A 15,751-nucleotide genomic window follows, 5' to 3' on the forward strand; every position below is an offset into this window, starting at 1 on the left:
GCGGGGGTATGTTAAAAGGGCGTATGACGAAGCAGGGAGACGGTCGAATGCCCGGAGCGCGTAAGCCAGTTGGAGCAACCGGGACGCAGGCTGTCACCATCAGTTTCGCCGGTTTCAACCGGGCCTGGGCGGCCTGGATCGGGGACCGGCTCCAGCGCCGCGGGCTCTCGGTCGTCTACCAGCGGTGGGACCCGCCGGTGGAGACGTCGCTGGAGGAGGGGTTGGAAGATCTCCTGCTGGCGCCCGGACCCATTCTCGTGGTGCTGAGCGACTGGTACTTCCAGCTCGGCCCGCGCAGCCACGACGAGTGGAACCGCGCCCTGCGCCAGGTGGTCGCGGCCCAGCCCGACCGGTTCGCCGCCGTCACGGTCACCACGTCCGCGCTGCCCGGCGCCACCACCGTCTTCGCCGCCGCGGATCTGACCACCGTCGGTGAGTCGGAGGCCGAGCGGCGCGTCCTGGTCCGCCTCGGGCTGCCCACCGAGCCGCTGCCCGACCTCGGCGAGGGGCGGTCCGGCCCGCGCTATCCCGCGGACACCCCCGACGTGTGGGGCGGGGTCCCCCGTCGCAACACGCGCTTCACCGGCCGCGAGACGCTGCTCAACAACGCGTACCAGGCGCTCCAGGAGGCCGGCGGCGGCGCCGGTGTGGTGACCCTGCACGGCATGTCGGGCGTGGGCAAGACCCAGCTGGCCGCCGAGTACGTGTACCGCTTCGGCGCCGAGTACGACGTGGTGTGGTGGGTCTCCGCCGACAAGCGGGTCACCTGCCGGCAGAAGCTCGCCGAACTCGCCCCGGCGCTCGGCCTGTCCACCGGTGTGGAGTACGGCGAGCGGCTGCGCGCCGCCCGGGACGCGCTGCGCCGCGGCGATCCGTACCGCCGCTGGCTGCTGGTGCTGGACGGGGCCGACGAACCCGACCAGATCTGGGACCTGGTGCCGACCGGGCCCGGCCATGTGCTGATCACGGCGCGCAACCCGGAGTGGGGCGAGCACAACAGCGCCCTGATGGAGGTGCCGGTCTACGAGCGCGACGAGTCGGTCGCGTTCATCCGCCGCCGCGCCCCGCGCCTGACCCACGTGGAGGCGGACCAGCTCGCGGAGGCCCTCGAAGACCTGCCGCTGCTGCTCGACCAGACCGCGGGCTGGCTCAATGACTCGGACATGTCGGTCGACGAGTACATCGAGCTGCTGGAGGACGGCATCGACCAGGATGTCGTACGGGTCTCCGCCGACTTCCCGCTCGCCTTCCAGACCGGCTGGTCGATACTGCTCAACAAGCTCCGCGAGACCGTCCCGGAATCCGTCGATCTGCTCCGGCTGTGCACCTTCTTCGCGCCGGGCGCCATCCCCGTACGGCTGGTGCGCGACCTGCCCGTGGACACGCTCCCGGAGAAGCTGCGCGGACTGGTCGACGATCCGGTGCGCTGGGCGCGGGCGATCAACAAACTGCGGCAGTACGCCGTCGTACGGGCGGCCGGGGTCGGCGAGCGCGAGGTCCATGACTCGGTGCACGACGCCGGCCTCTCCGGCGTGGCGGGCGACACCCTCTACATGCACCGTATGGTCCACCAGATCGTCCACCAGGACATGCCCTCGCGGGACCACCAGGAATTCATCGAGGTGGTGCGCCGGGCGCTGGTGGCCGCCGACCCGGGCCGGCCGACCGACACCCGGCTGTGGCCCCGGTACGCGGAGATCACCCCGCACCTTAAGTGGGCCGATGTCCTGAAGAGCACCGACCCGGCGATGCACACCCTGATCCTCAACTGCCTGCGCTACATGTATCTTTCCGGCGAGTACCGCGCGGGCATCAACCTCGGCCGGCGCACGCTGGAGGCCTGGCGCCGGCTTCTGGGCGAGACGCACCCGAGGATCTGGGACGTCAGCTACCACTACGCCAACCTGATGCGCGCGGTGGGCGACTACGCGGGCACCGAAGCCATCGAACGCGCCGCCGTCGAGCATCTGCGCACCGAGCGCGGCCCGAAGGACCTGGAACATCTCCGGGCCTCCGGAGGGCTCGCCGCCGATCTGCGCGGCCTCGGCCGGTACGAGGAGGCCCTGGAGGTCTCCTCCTGGATCCTGATGTGCTACCGCGAGCTGCTGGGCGAACAGGACTCCCGCACCCTCAACGCCCAGAACAACCTGGCCGTCTCGCTACGGCTGCTCGGCCGCTACGAGGAGTCCCTCGACATCAACCGGCGGACGCTGGAGGCCCGTCGGCAGACGCTGCGCCTGCGGCACAACTGGACCCTCTTCTCCGAGATCAACTACGCCACCGACCTGCGCCTGCTCGGCCGGTACAACGAGGCCGAATCGCTCCAGTCGCAGAGCGTGCGCGTCCATCGGAAGGTGCTGGGCCGGGACAACCCCCAGACGCTGCGCGCCGAGCACAACCTCGCGCTGTGTCTGTACCGCTCCGGCGAACGCGGCAAGGCGGCCGTGCTGTTCACCCAGGTCCTGGAGAACTGCGAGCGGGTCCTCGGCGAACACGACCCGCTCACCATGATGTTCGCGGCCGGCCAGAGCTGCTTCGCCCGCGAACACGGCGACATCGACCAGGCCATGGACATAAGCGACAAGGTCGTCCACGGCTATCTGGCGATGCTCGGGGAAGGCCATCCGTTCGTCGCGGGCGCCCGCGCCAACCACGCCCTGATCCTGCGCAATGTGGGGGAGCGGGAGCAGGCGCACGCACTGATCGAGGAATCCCTCGCCGATATGACCAGGGCCGTCGGCGAGCACCATCCCTGGACGCTGGGGTGCGCCATCAACACCTCGGCGCTGCGCAATCTGGTGGGCGACCCGGAGGGCGCGGCCACGCTGACCGGCGACACCATCACCCGCGCCACCGAGACGCTCGGCAGGACCCATCCGCTGACGCTCTCGGCGCGTATCGCGCACGCCGCGGACCTGCGGGCCCTGCGCGAGGGGCAGCGCGCCGAGAAGGCGGAGGGGGAGGCGCTGGACGACCTGGCGGCGACGTTGGGCGCGCAGCATGTCCACACCGTCGCGGCCCGGTCCCGTAACCGCCCCTACTGGGACTTCGAGCCGCCGATCGTCTGACACCCGGGCAGCCTTGGAAAGCCCGGAAAGCCGGAGGGCCCGGCCCCGCGATCCGCGCGGGGCCGGGCCCTCCGGCTTGTGGAGACGGGTCCGTCAGGCGTCGAAGACCTCGCTGGCCAACTGCTGCTGCTCGGCCTGGTGGCGCTTGGCCGAGCCGACCGCCGGGGACGAGGAGTGCGGACGCGAGATACGGCGCAGCCGCTCGCCGTGCGGCACATCCGCGCCGACCGCCAGGTCCAGGTGGTCGATCAGGTTGAGCGCGATGAACGGCCAGGCACCCTGGTTCGCCGGCTCCTCCTGCGCCCACAGGTACTTCTCGGCGTTCGGGAACTTGGCGATCTCGGCCTGGAGTTCCGCACCCGGCAGCGGGTACAGGCGCTCCAGCCGCAGGATCGCGGTGTCCGTCACGCCGCGCTTCTGCCGCTCGGCGTCGAGGTCGTAGTAGACCTTGCCGGCGGTGAAGACGACCTTGCGCACGGCGTTCGGGTCCACGCTCGGGTCGCCGATCACCGGGCGGAAGCCGCCGCTGGTGAACTCCTCCGCCTTGGACGCCGCGGCCTTCAGACGCAGCATCGACTTCGGCGTGAAGACGATGAGCGGCTTGTGGTGCGGGTTGTGGACCTGCCAACGCAGCAGGTGGAAGTAGTTCGACGGCAGGGTCGGCATGGCGACCGTCATGTTGTTCTGCGCGCACATCTGGAGGAAGCGCTCCGGGCGGGCGGACGAGTGGTCCGGGCCCTGGCCCTCGTAGCCGTGCGGCAGCAGCAGCGTGACTCCGGAGGTCTGGCCCCACTTCTGCTCGGCCGACGAGATGAACTCGTCCACGACCGTCTGCGCGCCGTTGACGAAGTCACCGAACTGGGCCTCCCACATGACCAGCGCGTCCGGCCTGGCCAGGGAGTAGCCGTACTCGAAGCCCATCGCCGCGTACTCGCTGAGCAGCGAGTCGTAGACGTTGTAGCGGGCCTGCTCGTCGGTGAGGTACTGGAGCGGGGTGTAGTCCTCGCCCGTGCCCTGGTCGACCAGGACCGCGTGGCGCTGGCCGAACGTACCGCGGCGGGTGTCCTGACCGGAGAGCCGCACCGGCGTGCCCTCCATCAGCAGCGAGCCGATGGCGAGGGTCTCGCCCATGCCCCAGTCGATCGAGCCGTCCTCCACCGAGGCCGCCCGGCGCTGCATCTGCGGCATCAGGCGCGGGTGGACGGTGACCGTGTCGGGGACGTTGACCTGCGACTCGGCGATCCGCTTGACGACCTCCTGGGAGACCGCGGTGGTGACGGACACCGGGAACTCCGCCTGGGCGTCCGGCACCTGGGCCGTGCCCGGGTTCGAGGTGGCCTCGCGGACCTCCGCGAAGACCTTCTCCAGCTGGCCCTGGAAGTCCTGGAGCGCCTGCTCCGCCTCTTCCAGCGTGATGTCGCCGCGGCCGATCAGCGACTCGGTGTAGAGCTTGCGCACCGAGCGCTTCTTGTCGATCAGACGGACCATCTGCGGGTTGGTGAACTGCGGGTTGTCGCCCTCGTTGTGACCGCGGCGGCGGTAGCAGATGAGGTCGATCACGACGTCCTTGTTGAACGTCTGGCGGAACTCGAAGGCGAGCCGTCCGACGCGGACCACGGCCTCCGGGTCGTCACCGTTCACATGGATGATCGGCGCCTCGATCATGCGGGCCACATCGGTCGCGTACATGGAGGAGCGCGACGCCTCGGGGGCGGCGGTGAAGCCGACCTGGTTGTTGATCACGATGTGGACCGTGCCGCCGGTGCGGTAGCCGCGCAGCTGCGACATGTTGAGCGTCTCGGCGACCACACCCTGGCCCGCGAAGGCCGCGTCGCCGTGCAGCGCGAGCGGCAGGACCGTGAAGTCCGTACCGCCCTTGTTGATGATGTCCTGCTTGGCGCGGACGACGCCCTCCAGGACCGGGTCCACCGCCTCCAGGTGCGAGGGGTTGGCGGTCAGCGAGACCTTGATCTGCTCGCCGTCCAGACCGGTGAAGGTGCCCTCGGCGCCCAGGTGGTACTTCACATCGCCGGAGCCGTGCATCGACTTCGGGTCGAGGTTGCCCTCGAACTCCCGGAAGATCTGCGCGTACGACTTGCCCACGATGTTGGCGAGGACGTTCAGCCGGCCGCGGTGGGCCATGCCGATGACGACCTCGTCGAGCCGCGACTCGGCGGCGGAGTCGATGACCGCGTCGAGCAGCGGGATGACGGACTCGCCGCCCTCCAGCGAGAAGCGCTTCTGGCCGACGTACTTCGTCTGCAGGAAGGTCTCGAACGCCTCGGCCGCGTTGAGCCTGCGCAGGATCCGCAACTGTTCCTCGCGCTCGGGCTTGGCGCGCGGACGCTCCACCCTGTCCTGGAGCCACTTGCGCTGCTTCGGGTCCTGGATGTGCATGAACTCGATGCCGGTGGTGCGGCAGTACGACTCGCGCAGCACGCCCAGGATGTCGCGCAGCTTCATCATGGACTTGCCGGCGAAGCCACCGACCGCGAACTCCCGCTCCAGGTCCCACAGCGTGAGCCCGTGCTCGGTGATGTCCAGGTCGGGGTGCTTGCGCTGGAGGTAGTCCAACGGGTCGGTGTCGGCCATGACATGGCCGCGGACCCGGTAGGAGTGGATCAGCTCGAAGACCCGGGCGGGCTTGGTGACGTCCTCGTCGTGCGAGGCGTCGATGTCCTTGAGCCAGCGCACCGGCTCGTAGGGGATGCGCAGCGCCTGGAAGATGTCGTCGTAGAACTCGTTCTCGCCGAGCAGCAGTTGGCTGACGATCCGCAGGAACTCGCCGGACGCGGCGCCCTGGATGACGCGGTGGTCGTACGTCGAGGTCAGCGTCATGACCTTGGAGATGCCCAGCTTGTTCAGGGTGTCCTGCGACGTGCCCTGGAACTCGGCCGGGTAGTCCATGGATCCGACGCCCATGATGACCGACTGACCGGGCATCAGGCGCGGTACGGAGTGGACCGTACCGAGGCCGCCGGGGTTGGTCAGCGAGACGGTGACGCCCGTGAAGTCGTCCATCGTCAGCTTGTTGCCGCGGGCGCGGCGGACGATGTCCTCGTACGCCTGCCAGAACTCGAAGAAGTTGAGCGTCTCGGCCTTCTTGATGCCGGCGACGACCAGCTGGCGGTCGCCGTTCGGCTTCACCAGGTCGATGGCCAGACCGAAGTTGATGTGCTCCGGCTTGACCAGGGTCGGCTTGCCGTCGCGCTCCGCGAAGGAGTAATTCATCGACGGCATGGCCTTGATGGCCTGCACCATCGCGTACCCGATGAGGTGCGTGAAGGAGATCTTGCCGCCACGCGCGCGCTTCAGGTGGTTGTTGATGACGATGCGGTTGTCGAAGAGGAGCTTCACCGGGACCGCGCGCACGGACGTGGCCGTGGGCAGCTCCAGCGAGGCGTTCATGTTCTTCGCGACGGCGGCGGACGGGCCACGCAGCGTCACGTACTCCGGGCCCCCGGGGGCCGCGGTGGCCTCGCCGCCGGTCGCGGCGGGCATGGCCTTCGCCGGGGCGGGAGCCGCCGGGGGCTGCACGGGGGCGGCCGGTCGCGCGGGCGCCGGGGCGGCGGCCGCGGGCTTCGCCGGTGCGGCGGGGGCCGCGGCCGGTGCGGCCGGCCGCGCGGGTGCCGGTGCCTGCACCTGCGCGGGAGCCTGTGCCGGAGTCGCGGGCCGTGCCGGAGCGGCGGGTGCCGAGGGGGCGGGAGCGGTCGCCTGGGTCGTGGGCACCGCAGCCCCCGCGGCTGCGGTCGCTTCGGACCTGTCCGCCTTACCGGGGGTGCCCGGCTTGTAGTCGGCGAAGAAGTCCCACCAGGCACGGTCAACCGAATTCGGATCCTGGAGGTACTGCTGGTAGATCTCGTCGACAAGCCACTCATTGGCACCGAAGGCCGCGGCAGGGTTCTTGCCCTGCCCGTCTTCGTCGGTCGAGATGCTCGCGTTACTGGGGGACTGAGACGACACGGCGTGAACCGCCCTCTTCCGCTTCACAAGGTGATGGACAGCGGGAATCAAGGCTACGCCTACCAGGCCAGGAGGTGCAGGCCGGGCGTGCCATCGTCGTGCAAGTCACATCGGACGGCAAGTTTCAGCGTAATAAACGGCGGGAAACAAGCCAGGTTCCCTTGTGCCCGGAACGCGTAACGCTCCGGGAACGACCGGTTCACGGCCTGTTGCTCGCCCGTCCCCGACTCCGTGCCCGGAGATCGTGCGCTTTCGCTTCGAACTCTACGTCAATGGCGGGGTCGCGGTGCTCCCGGCAGAGTGACCCGTATCAGGCAGCCACGGGCCGATTCGGCCACCCCTATCCGCCCGCCGTGCAGATCCACGGCCCAGCGGGCGATCGCCAGGCCCAGGCCCGTACCGCCGTCGCTGCCGGGCCCGTGCGGGTACTGCGCGGTGCCCCGGTTGAACCGCTCGAAGACGCGGTGCCGCTCCTGTTCCGGGATCCCGGGCCCCTCGTCCTGCACCTCCAGGTCCAGCGACTCGGGACCGATGCCGCGCCGGGCCCGTACGGTGACCCGGCCGTGCGGCGGGCTGTGCTTGACCGCGTTGTCGATGAGGTTGGCGACGACCTGGTGCAGCCGCTCCGCGTCCGCGTGCGCGGTCAGCTCGGGCGGTGAGACATCCAGGTGGAGATGTACGTCCGTACGGGTGTGATGGCCGGAGCCGGAGATCGGCCCGCGCTGCGAGGACGCCAGATTGGCCTCCTTCAGCACCCCGGAGAGATACGGCCAGACCTCGAAGCGCCGTGACCGAAGCGGTACGACCCCGTTGTCCAACCGGGACAGATCGAGCAGCGTCTCCGTCAGCCGGCCGAGCCGCTCGGTCTGCCGCAGGGCCGTGAGCATCGTCTCGGGATCGGCGGGCGAGACTCCGTCCACCACGTTCTCCAGCACGGCGCGCAGCGCCGCGATGGGCGTGCGCAGCTCGTGCGAGACATTGGCGATCAGCTCCTTGCGGTGCCGGTCCTCGGCCTCCAGATCGTCGGCCATGCGATTGATCGTGGAGGCGAGGTCGCCCAGCTCGTCCCGGCGGTCCGCGCCGCTGACACGGCGGGTGTAGTCGCCGTGCGAGATGCCTTTCGCGACCGTGTTCATCTCGTCGAGTGGCGCGGTCAGGCCGTGCGCCACGAACTGGGTGATCAGCAGCGTGGCGATCATCGAGAAGACGGTGATGAAGCGCAGCTCGGTCTCGGTGCGCAGGGCCACCATCAGCAGCCCGGTGGTGATGAAGACGGAGATGACGACGAGGCTGCCGAGCTTGGCCTTGATGGAGAAGGGCCGCAGCCCGGTGCCGTCGAGGCCGCGGGGCCCGGGGCGGAATTCCAGGGCCGGGGGGCGCCGGGCGCCGCGGCTGTCGCCGCCTTTGCCGATCCCGGCGGAGCGGGTGCCGCCGGACCCGGGCTTCCGGGGGGAGCCGGAGGGGGCGGGGGACGCCGGGGCGCCCCGCCCGTCGGCCCCGGTTCTGTCTCCGTCGGCGCCGCCGCCGTCACCCGACCCGGTCATGGCGCCGGGGTCTCCAGCGCGTAGCCGACGCCGTGGACGGTACGGATCCGCTCGGCGCCGATCTTCCGGCGCAGCGCCTTGATGTGGCTGTCGACCGTACGGGTCCCCGACGCGTCCGCCCAGTCCCACACCTCGGCGAGCAACTGCTCCCGGGAGAGCACCGCGCGGGGTGTGTTCGCCAGACAGACCAGCAGATCGAACTCGGTGGGCGTCAGATGGACATCCTCACCGCGCACCCGGACCCGGCGCTGCGCGTGATCGATCTCCAGCTCGCCCAGCCGCAGGATGCCGCTGCGTGGCGTCACCGCGGCGAGCGCCGCCCGCTCCACCCGGCGCAGCAGCACATGCACCCGCGCGGCCAGCTCCCGCATCGAGAACGGCTTGGTCATGTAGTCGTCGGCACCGACCCCGAGGCCGACCAGCATGTCGGTCTCGTCGTCGCGCGCCGTCAGCATCAGCACCGGCACCGGGCGTTGCGCCTGGACGCGACGGCAGACCTCCAGGCCGTCGAAGCCCGGAAGCATGACGTCGAGGACCATCAGGTCCGGCTGCCAGGCCTCGGCCGCGTCCACGGCCGCCGGTCCGTCCAGCGCCGTCTGCACCAGAAAACCCTCGGCCCGCAGCCGTGCGGCGATGGCGTCGACGATCGTCGCATCGTCCTCGACGACCAGGACCCGGCGCTGGGCGCCGGGCGTCGCCGCGACCCCGTTGTGGCTGGTGTGTGTCTGCTCCATCGCCCCGCCCCTGGTACGCGTTCCGCGATCCTTGATCCGCGATCTGCATGAAGTATGCAGATCCGTGTGTGTGGAGCAGCGTAGAGGCAGCGGGAGCCTTCCGGCTACGCAGTGCGAACAGCGAGATGGACCACGTCGGGTACGCCTCGGGCAACTTGGATCTCTTCCGCCCTTACCCCGCTGAATCCGGCATTCCCCAACGCTTCGGCGAAGGAGGGAGAGGGATTCGCCGACCATACGGCGAGGACACCGCCCGGATTCAGCCGCGCGCGGCAGGCGGCCAGTCCGTCCGGCGAGTACAGGTTTTCGTTGTCCTCGGTGACGGTCCACTCGGGCCCGTTGTCGATGTCCAGGCAGAGGGCGTCGTAACGGTCCGTGGTCGTCCGCAGATACGCCACCAGATCGGTGTGCAGGATCACAGCACGCGGGTCGGCCAGCGCCGCCCCGGAGATCCGCCGGAGCGGCCCGTCCCGGTGCCAGTCGATGACGGCGCGCTCGCGCTCGACCACCACGATCCGGCCCCAGCGGGGATCGGCGGCGGCGTGCGCGAGCGAGAACCCGACCCCGAGGCCACCGACCAGAACGGCCGGCCGGCGCCGCTCCTCGGGGAGCGCCGCCAGGGCCGCGTCGATGAGCAGCCGCTCGGATCGGCCGTCGGAGGTGTCCATCAGGAAGCACCCGTTGGCGATGATTTCCAGCCGTTCGCCGCGCTGGCGCAACACGATCTCGCCGTAGGGTCCGTCACGCCGGTCGAGCGTGACGGGACCGAAGTCGGGTGCGGACGCGGAGCCGAGTGCGGGTACGGACATGCTGAGCCTCTCCGTCGGTGGCTGGTACCGCCTGACATCCTGCTCGTAGCGGGTGGAGCGGGACAATCCGTTTCCCGCGCACCCCAATCGAACCGGCCCCGCCCCGGCCCCCGCACCAGCCCCGCTTCAGCGCCGGTCCGGCCGCGCCCCGCGCCGCGCGTACACCGCCGCACCGACTCCGTACACCGCGACCGCGCTCAGCCACGCGCCGGCCTGCGGTCCGGGCTGTACGGGCCAGGCCCAGAAGGCTGCCGCGCCGCCTGGCGGTCTCGGCGGTGCCGGTGAGCGCGGCCAAGGTGGCCGGGAGGACCCCGGAACGGGCGTAGAGGCCGAGGGCGGTGGGCGGCAGGCGGGTGGGGAGCGGCTGTGTCATGGGACCGGCACCTCGTCGGGGTCAACAGCGGTCGGCAGCGAGATACCGGGTGAGATTCGCGCACCGTGAAACCGGGGTAGTACCCGAACTCCTGCGGGAGATAGCCCAGCCGCCGCCGTACCGCCGCGCGGGCGCGGTGCTCCGCGACGTCATCGCCGAGCAGTTCCACCCGCCCTCCGGCCGGCGCCGCGACGGTGGCCAGCACCCGGATCAGGGAGGTCTTGCCCGCGTCGTTCGGACCCAGCAAACCGTGTACGCCGGTGCCGAATCCGAGATCCACCGTGTCGAGCGCGATCGTCCTGCGATGTCTGACGGTCAGACTGTGTACCGCGGCTGTCATGCCGCTCGCCCCCCGCCTTCTCTGTGGCTCTGTCTCTGTCCGTCCTCGCGCCGTCGCCCGCGCTCCCATCGCCCGCCTCCGACCGTTGAGGGCCGGTCGGTCGAACGCGCGCCGCCGCAGGATCAGCAGCCCCGCGCACACCGCCGCCGCCGTGGCCCAGCCGCTCTGCGCCGCCGTCCCGGAGAGGAACCGCGTCAGGTGCGCGGACAGCTCAGCCGCCGACAGCGGCGGGTACCCGCCGCTGTCCGGGCGCGGCATCCGCAGCGCCGGTACCGCCAGGGCGACCGCCCAGGCCGCGGCCAGCACCCCCGCCGCCGTACGGCAGTCGACGTACGAGCCCAGCGCCAGCGCGGCCAGCGTCAGCGCCAGGCCCGGCAGCAGCCATGCCGCGGCTCTTGGCGCCCCGGCCGACGCCGGCAGCAGCGCCACCAGCCAGGGGGCCGCGCAGCGCGGGCCCGGCCGCCCACAGGACACAGGACGTGAACCCGACCCGGCGCGCTGACCCCGGCTCGACGGACAGGTCCGGGGCCTTCTCCGCCAGCACCGCCCCCGGTACCTCCGCGAGTACCGGGCCGACGGCTGACCCCTGTACCGTCGCTGACGGCCCGGTGATGGTCCCGCTCGCCGCCCGCGTCTGCCGCTCGTACGCCGGGACCTCCCGGTTCGAGGTGGGGGAGGGCAAGTGTTCCGGACCTGGTGAAAATCCATCAGGGTGTTTGGGGTTTTGGCGCCGCGAACCTGTCCGGCCCCGGCACGTGCACCTGGGCCACCCCGTCGCGCCCGGCCTTGCCGACGCCCGCACATTGTGCGGCGTCGCGTGCCCCGGCTGCCCGAAGGCATCCGGCGCTGCACCGGCCGTTTGAAGGGCGACATCTGGTCAGGGGCCCGCCTACCGCCTCGCGTCATGGCCGGATCAGGCATCACGCCGTGTCATACGTTCCTGGCGGACGGTAGCCTGCTGTCGGGCCGATAGGACTGACAATCAGGCGCGGGGTGACTGTGGAGCAGCCGGACCTTGCGGAGCACTACTCGGAGCTCGCCGCCGAGTACGACGAGCATTGGGTGTATGGGCCGGAGTACATTCCCTGGATGTCCGCGCGTATTGCCGAGGCGCTGTCTCTCTCTTCCGCAGACCGCATCGCCGATATCGGTAGTGGCACGGGGTTGTTCGCGCGGGAGGTGGCGCGAATCGTCCACCCCGACCAGCCCATCCTGTGCGTGGACCCGTCCGAAGCGATGCTGCGGCAGCTGAGTACGCCGTCGTCGCCTGGCCTGACACCGATTCTGGCCTCGGCCGAGGACATCGCCGAGGAGCGTACAAGGCTGCCCTATGAAGCGCTGGATGCTGTGTGGCTGAAGGAGTCCGTGCACCACGTCACCGATCCCGGTGCCACTCTGCGGGGCCTGGCCCAACGGCTCGTGCCCGATGGGCGTTTGCTCGTGGTGATGCTGCCCGCCACCATTCAGTACCCACTCTTCCGGGCGGCGCTTGAGCGCTTCGAAGAGTTGCAGCCCGACCCCGCGGACGTCGTTGGACATATGGAGCACGCCGGTCTGCAAGCTCGACTCTTCTACGTGGAACACGAGTTGCGTCTCGACCGAGACAAGTACATCGCAATGGTGCGGGCCCGCTACATGTCATTGCTCTCCACTTTCAGCGACAGTGAGATCAAGAAGGGAATCGACGAGATGCGAGCCACACACCCCGAGCCGGTCCTTGTGTTCCCCGACCGGTTCGCCTTCGTGCTGGGCGTGAGGCAGGGCGGGAAGCGATGAGCATGGTGGTGGACGAGCGGCTTCAGCGGCTCCGCAGTGAACTCGATGATCACTCGCGTATCGCCGACCGTCTGGGTCTCGATCTCGAACGTCCCTTACGCAGCTTGAATGACGGCTATCCGGAAAATGCGGTTGCCCTCGTCGGCAAACTGACGGAGAAGCTGCTCAAGGAGTTGTGGCGGCACCACGGCATAGAAGGCGATCCGTCGAGCAAGGCCCTCAACGACCTGGTCAAGGGATGCCGTCCGCATATCCGCAGCAGCACCGTGCTGAACGCCCTGGACGATATCCGGCGCCTGCGCAACCGATCCACGCATGACGGTTATGACATCTCCGACGAGGACGGTCTGCTGGCGGTACGTCGGCTTGTCGACGTGCTGGTCTGGTTTACCAACACCGGCAGCTCAGCTCTCCTCGGAGGCGAGCCTCATGTGGCTCCCGAGGTCGCGGGTCGCTGTGAATTCCTGGCCGGGCTGTATGTGACCCTCGGCTACCGCCAGGCAAAGCGCTTCGTTCTCACCTCGGACACGGTCTATCTGCTCTTCTGCCGCGAGTCCGGCATGCGTTTGGAGTACATCGAACTCATACTCTCCCGGGACGCCGACGACTTGCGTGCCGTTCTCACCTCCAGCGGCGGTGAACTGCTCCGCACACGCTTGCCCAAACTCACCCGCTTCGTCATTCTGGAAGAGGATCGCAACGGTAACCAGCTGCCGGGCCTTCTCCGTCAGTTACTCGGCCAGGACTATCGGATGGTCCGCTACGAGATGTTCGTCGACACTCTCATCGACCTCGGCATCCACCTCTCGGACAGTGCCTTGACGGACATGGCCGAAGCCCTGACACCCATCACGGCCAGCGTTCTCTCCATCGATCCCCGCACGGGGGATTCCCGTATCGAGGCTGCGGAGGATGCCGCCGCCCTTCTCGCCCGCGCGGCACGTGGCCACGCGAATATCCTTGTCACCGGCCGTCCGGGGAGTGGAAAAAGCACTCTCCTGCGCACGCTTGCCGCGGACTCCGGCACTCGCCGATTTCGCTTCTACTTCGACTTGGGTCTCAAACCGAAGGAAGAGCCCTTCTCGGAGTACGTGGCACGCCTGCTGGCGCCCTGCATGGTGGCGGATCGCTCCCGCGCCTACGACCTCTTCCTGTATCTGATCCGATCCGGCACGGCACTGTGCGTCCTGGACGCTGTCGACGAAGGCGTGGACGAGGCTAGTCCTCACGGGTTCCTGAGGCTCTTCGCCGATCTCGCACCAGTGCTGTCCGCCGAGTCCGCGGTGGTGATGAGTTCCAGGGTGTCCTTCCTCGCTGACTCGCCCCAGATCCGTCAGCTGCTGGACAGTGGCGCGGCCCGCTCCGAGCAACTGGTCGAGCAGATGTACGCCAACGGAGTCGACCCGGCCCGAGTGCCGCACTTCCACCTTGTGCGGCTCACAGAGCCCGACGCGACCCTGCTGGAGAAACGCCTGACCGCTTCCCTCCAACTGCCGCCCTCTCAACATCTCGATGCGCTGCTGGGCGCACACATCACAAGGACTTTGGCGGACCAGGACCGGGCGGCCATGGAGGACCGTCTCCCGGAGGTCTTCGGAAGGCACTTTCTGGGGGACCGGACCACCTTCTCCGTCCTCGACCTGCATCGGGAACTCGGCGCCGATGCCTTCGTAGACGGGCATCTGGATCGCAGCGCCTCCGTGCTCGCGCCCTTATTGCGGTCCGCCGGGCCAGATCGGGTCGCATTCGCGCACACCGCCTACCAAGAGCTGCTCGCCGCCCGGCACCTTGCTACGCCGAGCGGTCTCGAAGAGGCCGCGGACATGCCCGGCGGCGCCTTCATCACCGAACAGGTGAGAGCCTTCCTCGCTCGCATGTCCATGGGCGGCTCCACCGACGACTGCGTGCTACCCGCCGGGGTCTACCTCGTCGGGCCCGCCGAACGGCTTCTGCTGCGACGCGTACGACGTCCCGTCCGTTTCGACCGCCACGCCGTCACGGTCAGCCGCTATCGCCGCTTCCTCGACGTGCTGCTTCCTGATGGCACCTCACCCTGGGATCACCCGGAGCAACCGGCCAACGTCACGCACGTGCCCTGGACGGACCGGCTTCGCGAAGCGGATTACTACGTCAACCCACGGTATGGCAGTTACCCAGCCACCTGCGTCAGCTGGTGGAGCGCCTTCGCCTTCGCGGCCTTCGAGGGCAAGCGTCTGCCCACCGCGCTGGAATGGGAAGCCGCCGCCCGCGGGACGGACGGCCGTCTCTTTCCCTGGGGAGACGATTCCGAAGGCGCGTCGGTCAACTGCGCGGACACGTGGGTCGGCCACCCCGTGGTGACCTTCCATGCCTGGCAACAGGAGTTCGCGCAACGGGCGCTCCGCACGGCGTGGGTCACGCCGGTGGAAGAGCGACCGACGAACCGTTCCCCATACGGCATTGAAGACATGGCCGGCAATGTCTGGGAGTGGACCTCTACGAGCCTCGACGACCCTGGCGAGGCGGTGCTCTGCGGTGGCAGCTACGACAATCCGATACGCGCCGTGCAGACCAGCAGCAAGGGGAGCTACCGCAAACGCGGCGGCAGTAACGCCGTCGGCTTCCGGTGTGTGCAGGACATCGACCAATCGGAGGCGGAAGCCTGATGAACGATGCACGGCATGGCATCATCGTCGACCGCAGGCCCACCGGGGGCGGACTCACCGGCGCGGTCGGCGCCTTCATCGTTCAGGACGAGGCGGACGGCCACCACTACACCTTTGACTACACACACATCGTCACTGAAGGCTTCCGTACGATCCGGACCGGTGAACGCGTCCGCTTTCATGTCGCCGCCGACCGCCCCGGCCGCGCGGAGTTCGTCATCCGGCTCGACCAACCCGACCCGGCCGAGTACTACCAGTGACTGGGGACCTGGAAACCGTCACGGGAGCGCGCCAAGCCCTCACCGTCATACTTCCCGTGCGGCTGGTGCGCACTCCGGCCTGGGCGGAAGGCCCCTTCCCTTTCGAACTCGGCAGTAGGCGAACCGACGCGGCCACGCGTGCGACGTACTTCGCAGCTGCTTCCGTCCGGGTTCTCTACGGCTCACCTGAGCGTCCTCGCCGCTGGCACCGGCCGATGTCGGTCGACCACGACGGACTG

Annotated in this window: 9 protein-coding genes; 4 read left to right on the forward strand and 5 right to left on the reverse strand. The window is 69.3% G+C overall.

The features are described 5' to 3' along the window. Positions 1–47: 47 nt before the first annotated feature. Positions 48–3,068 (forward strand): FxSxx-COOH system tetratricopeptide repeat protein, encoded by a 3,021-nt coding sequence (gene fxsT / locus ACIRQP_RS05975; protein WP_403884077.1) that lies wholly within the window; start codon positions 48–50, stop codon positions 3,066–3,068. Positions 3,069–3,161: 93 nt separating this feature from the next. Here the strand turns inward: fxsT and ACIRQP_RS05980 are convergent, their stop codons facing one another. From ACIRQP_RS05980 to ACIRQP_RS06000, 5 genes are all read right to left on the reverse strand, one after another. After that, the gene (locus ACIRQP_RS05980; protein WP_403884080.1) at positions 3,162–7,031 is read right to left on the reverse strand and encodes a multifunctional oxoglutarate decarboxylase/oxoglutarate dehydrogenase thiamine pyrophosphate-binding subunit/dihydrolipoyllysine-residue succinyltransferase subunit; all 3,870 of its coding nucleotides are present in this window, start codon (positions 7,029–7,031) and stop codon (positions 3,162–3,164) included. A 269-nt stretch (positions 7,032–7,300) separates the two neighbouring features. Beyond that, positions 7,301–8,356 carry an ATP-binding protein gene (locus tag ACIRQP_RS05985; protein ID WP_403884385.1) on the reverse strand — a complete coding sequence of 352 codons (1,056 nt, stop codon included), beginning with the start codon at positions 8,354–8,356 and terminating at the stop codon, positions 7,301–7,303. A gap of 215 nt (positions 8,357–8,571) precedes the next feature. After that, positions 8,572–9,309, reverse strand: a complete 738-nt coding sequence (locus ACIRQP_RS05990; protein ID WP_382871826.1) for a response regulator transcription factor — start codon at positions 9,307–9,309, stop codon at positions 8,572–8,574. Between the two features lie 104 nt (positions 9,310–9,413). After that, positions 9,414–10,118, reverse strand: a complete 705-nt coding sequence (locus ACIRQP_RS05995; protein ID WP_403884084.1) for a spermidine synthase — start codon at positions 10,116–10,118, stop codon at positions 9,414–9,416. Between the two features lie 197 nt (positions 10,119–10,315). Further along, positions 10,316–10,831: an ATP-binding cassette domain-containing protein gene (locus ACIRQP_RS06000; protein ID WP_403884388.1), complete on the reverse strand. Its 516-nt coding sequence runs from the start codon at positions 10,829–10,831 to the stop codon at positions 10,316–10,318. Between the two features lie 993 nt (positions 10,832–11,824). Here ACIRQP_RS06000 and ACIRQP_RS06005 point away from each other — a divergent pair. Genes ACIRQP_RS06005 through ACIRQP_RS06015 form a run of 3 tightly spaced genes read left to right on the forward strand, consistent with a single transcriptional unit; the run spans position 11,825 to position 15,512 of the window. Next, positions 11,825–12,607, forward strand: a complete 783-nt coding sequence (locus ACIRQP_RS06005; protein ID WP_403884087.1) for a class I SAM-dependent methyltransferase — start codon at positions 11,825–11,827, stop codon at positions 12,605–12,607. Further along, entirely contained in the window at positions 12,604–15,252 is a 2,649-nt protein-coding gene (locus tag ACIRQP_RS06010; RefSeq protein ID WP_403884090.1) for an SUMF1/EgtB/PvdO family nonheme iron enzyme, read from the forward strand. The genes ACIRQP_RS06005 and ACIRQP_RS06010 overlap by 4 nt, the downstream gene beginning before the upstream one ends. Next, positions 15,252–15,512, forward strand: a complete 261-nt coding sequence (locus ACIRQP_RS06015) for a hypothetical protein (protein ID WP_403884093.1) — start codon at positions 15,252–15,254, stop codon at positions 15,510–15,512. The genes ACIRQP_RS06010 and ACIRQP_RS06015 overlap by 1 nt, the downstream gene beginning before the upstream one ends. The last annotated feature ends 239 nt before the right edge of the window (positions 15,513–15,751 follow it).

This window comes from Streptomyces sp. NPDC102274, assembly GCF_044766385.1.
Classification (GTDB): domain Bacteria; phylum Actinomycetota; class Actinomycetes; order Streptomycetales; family Streptomycetaceae; genus Streptomyces.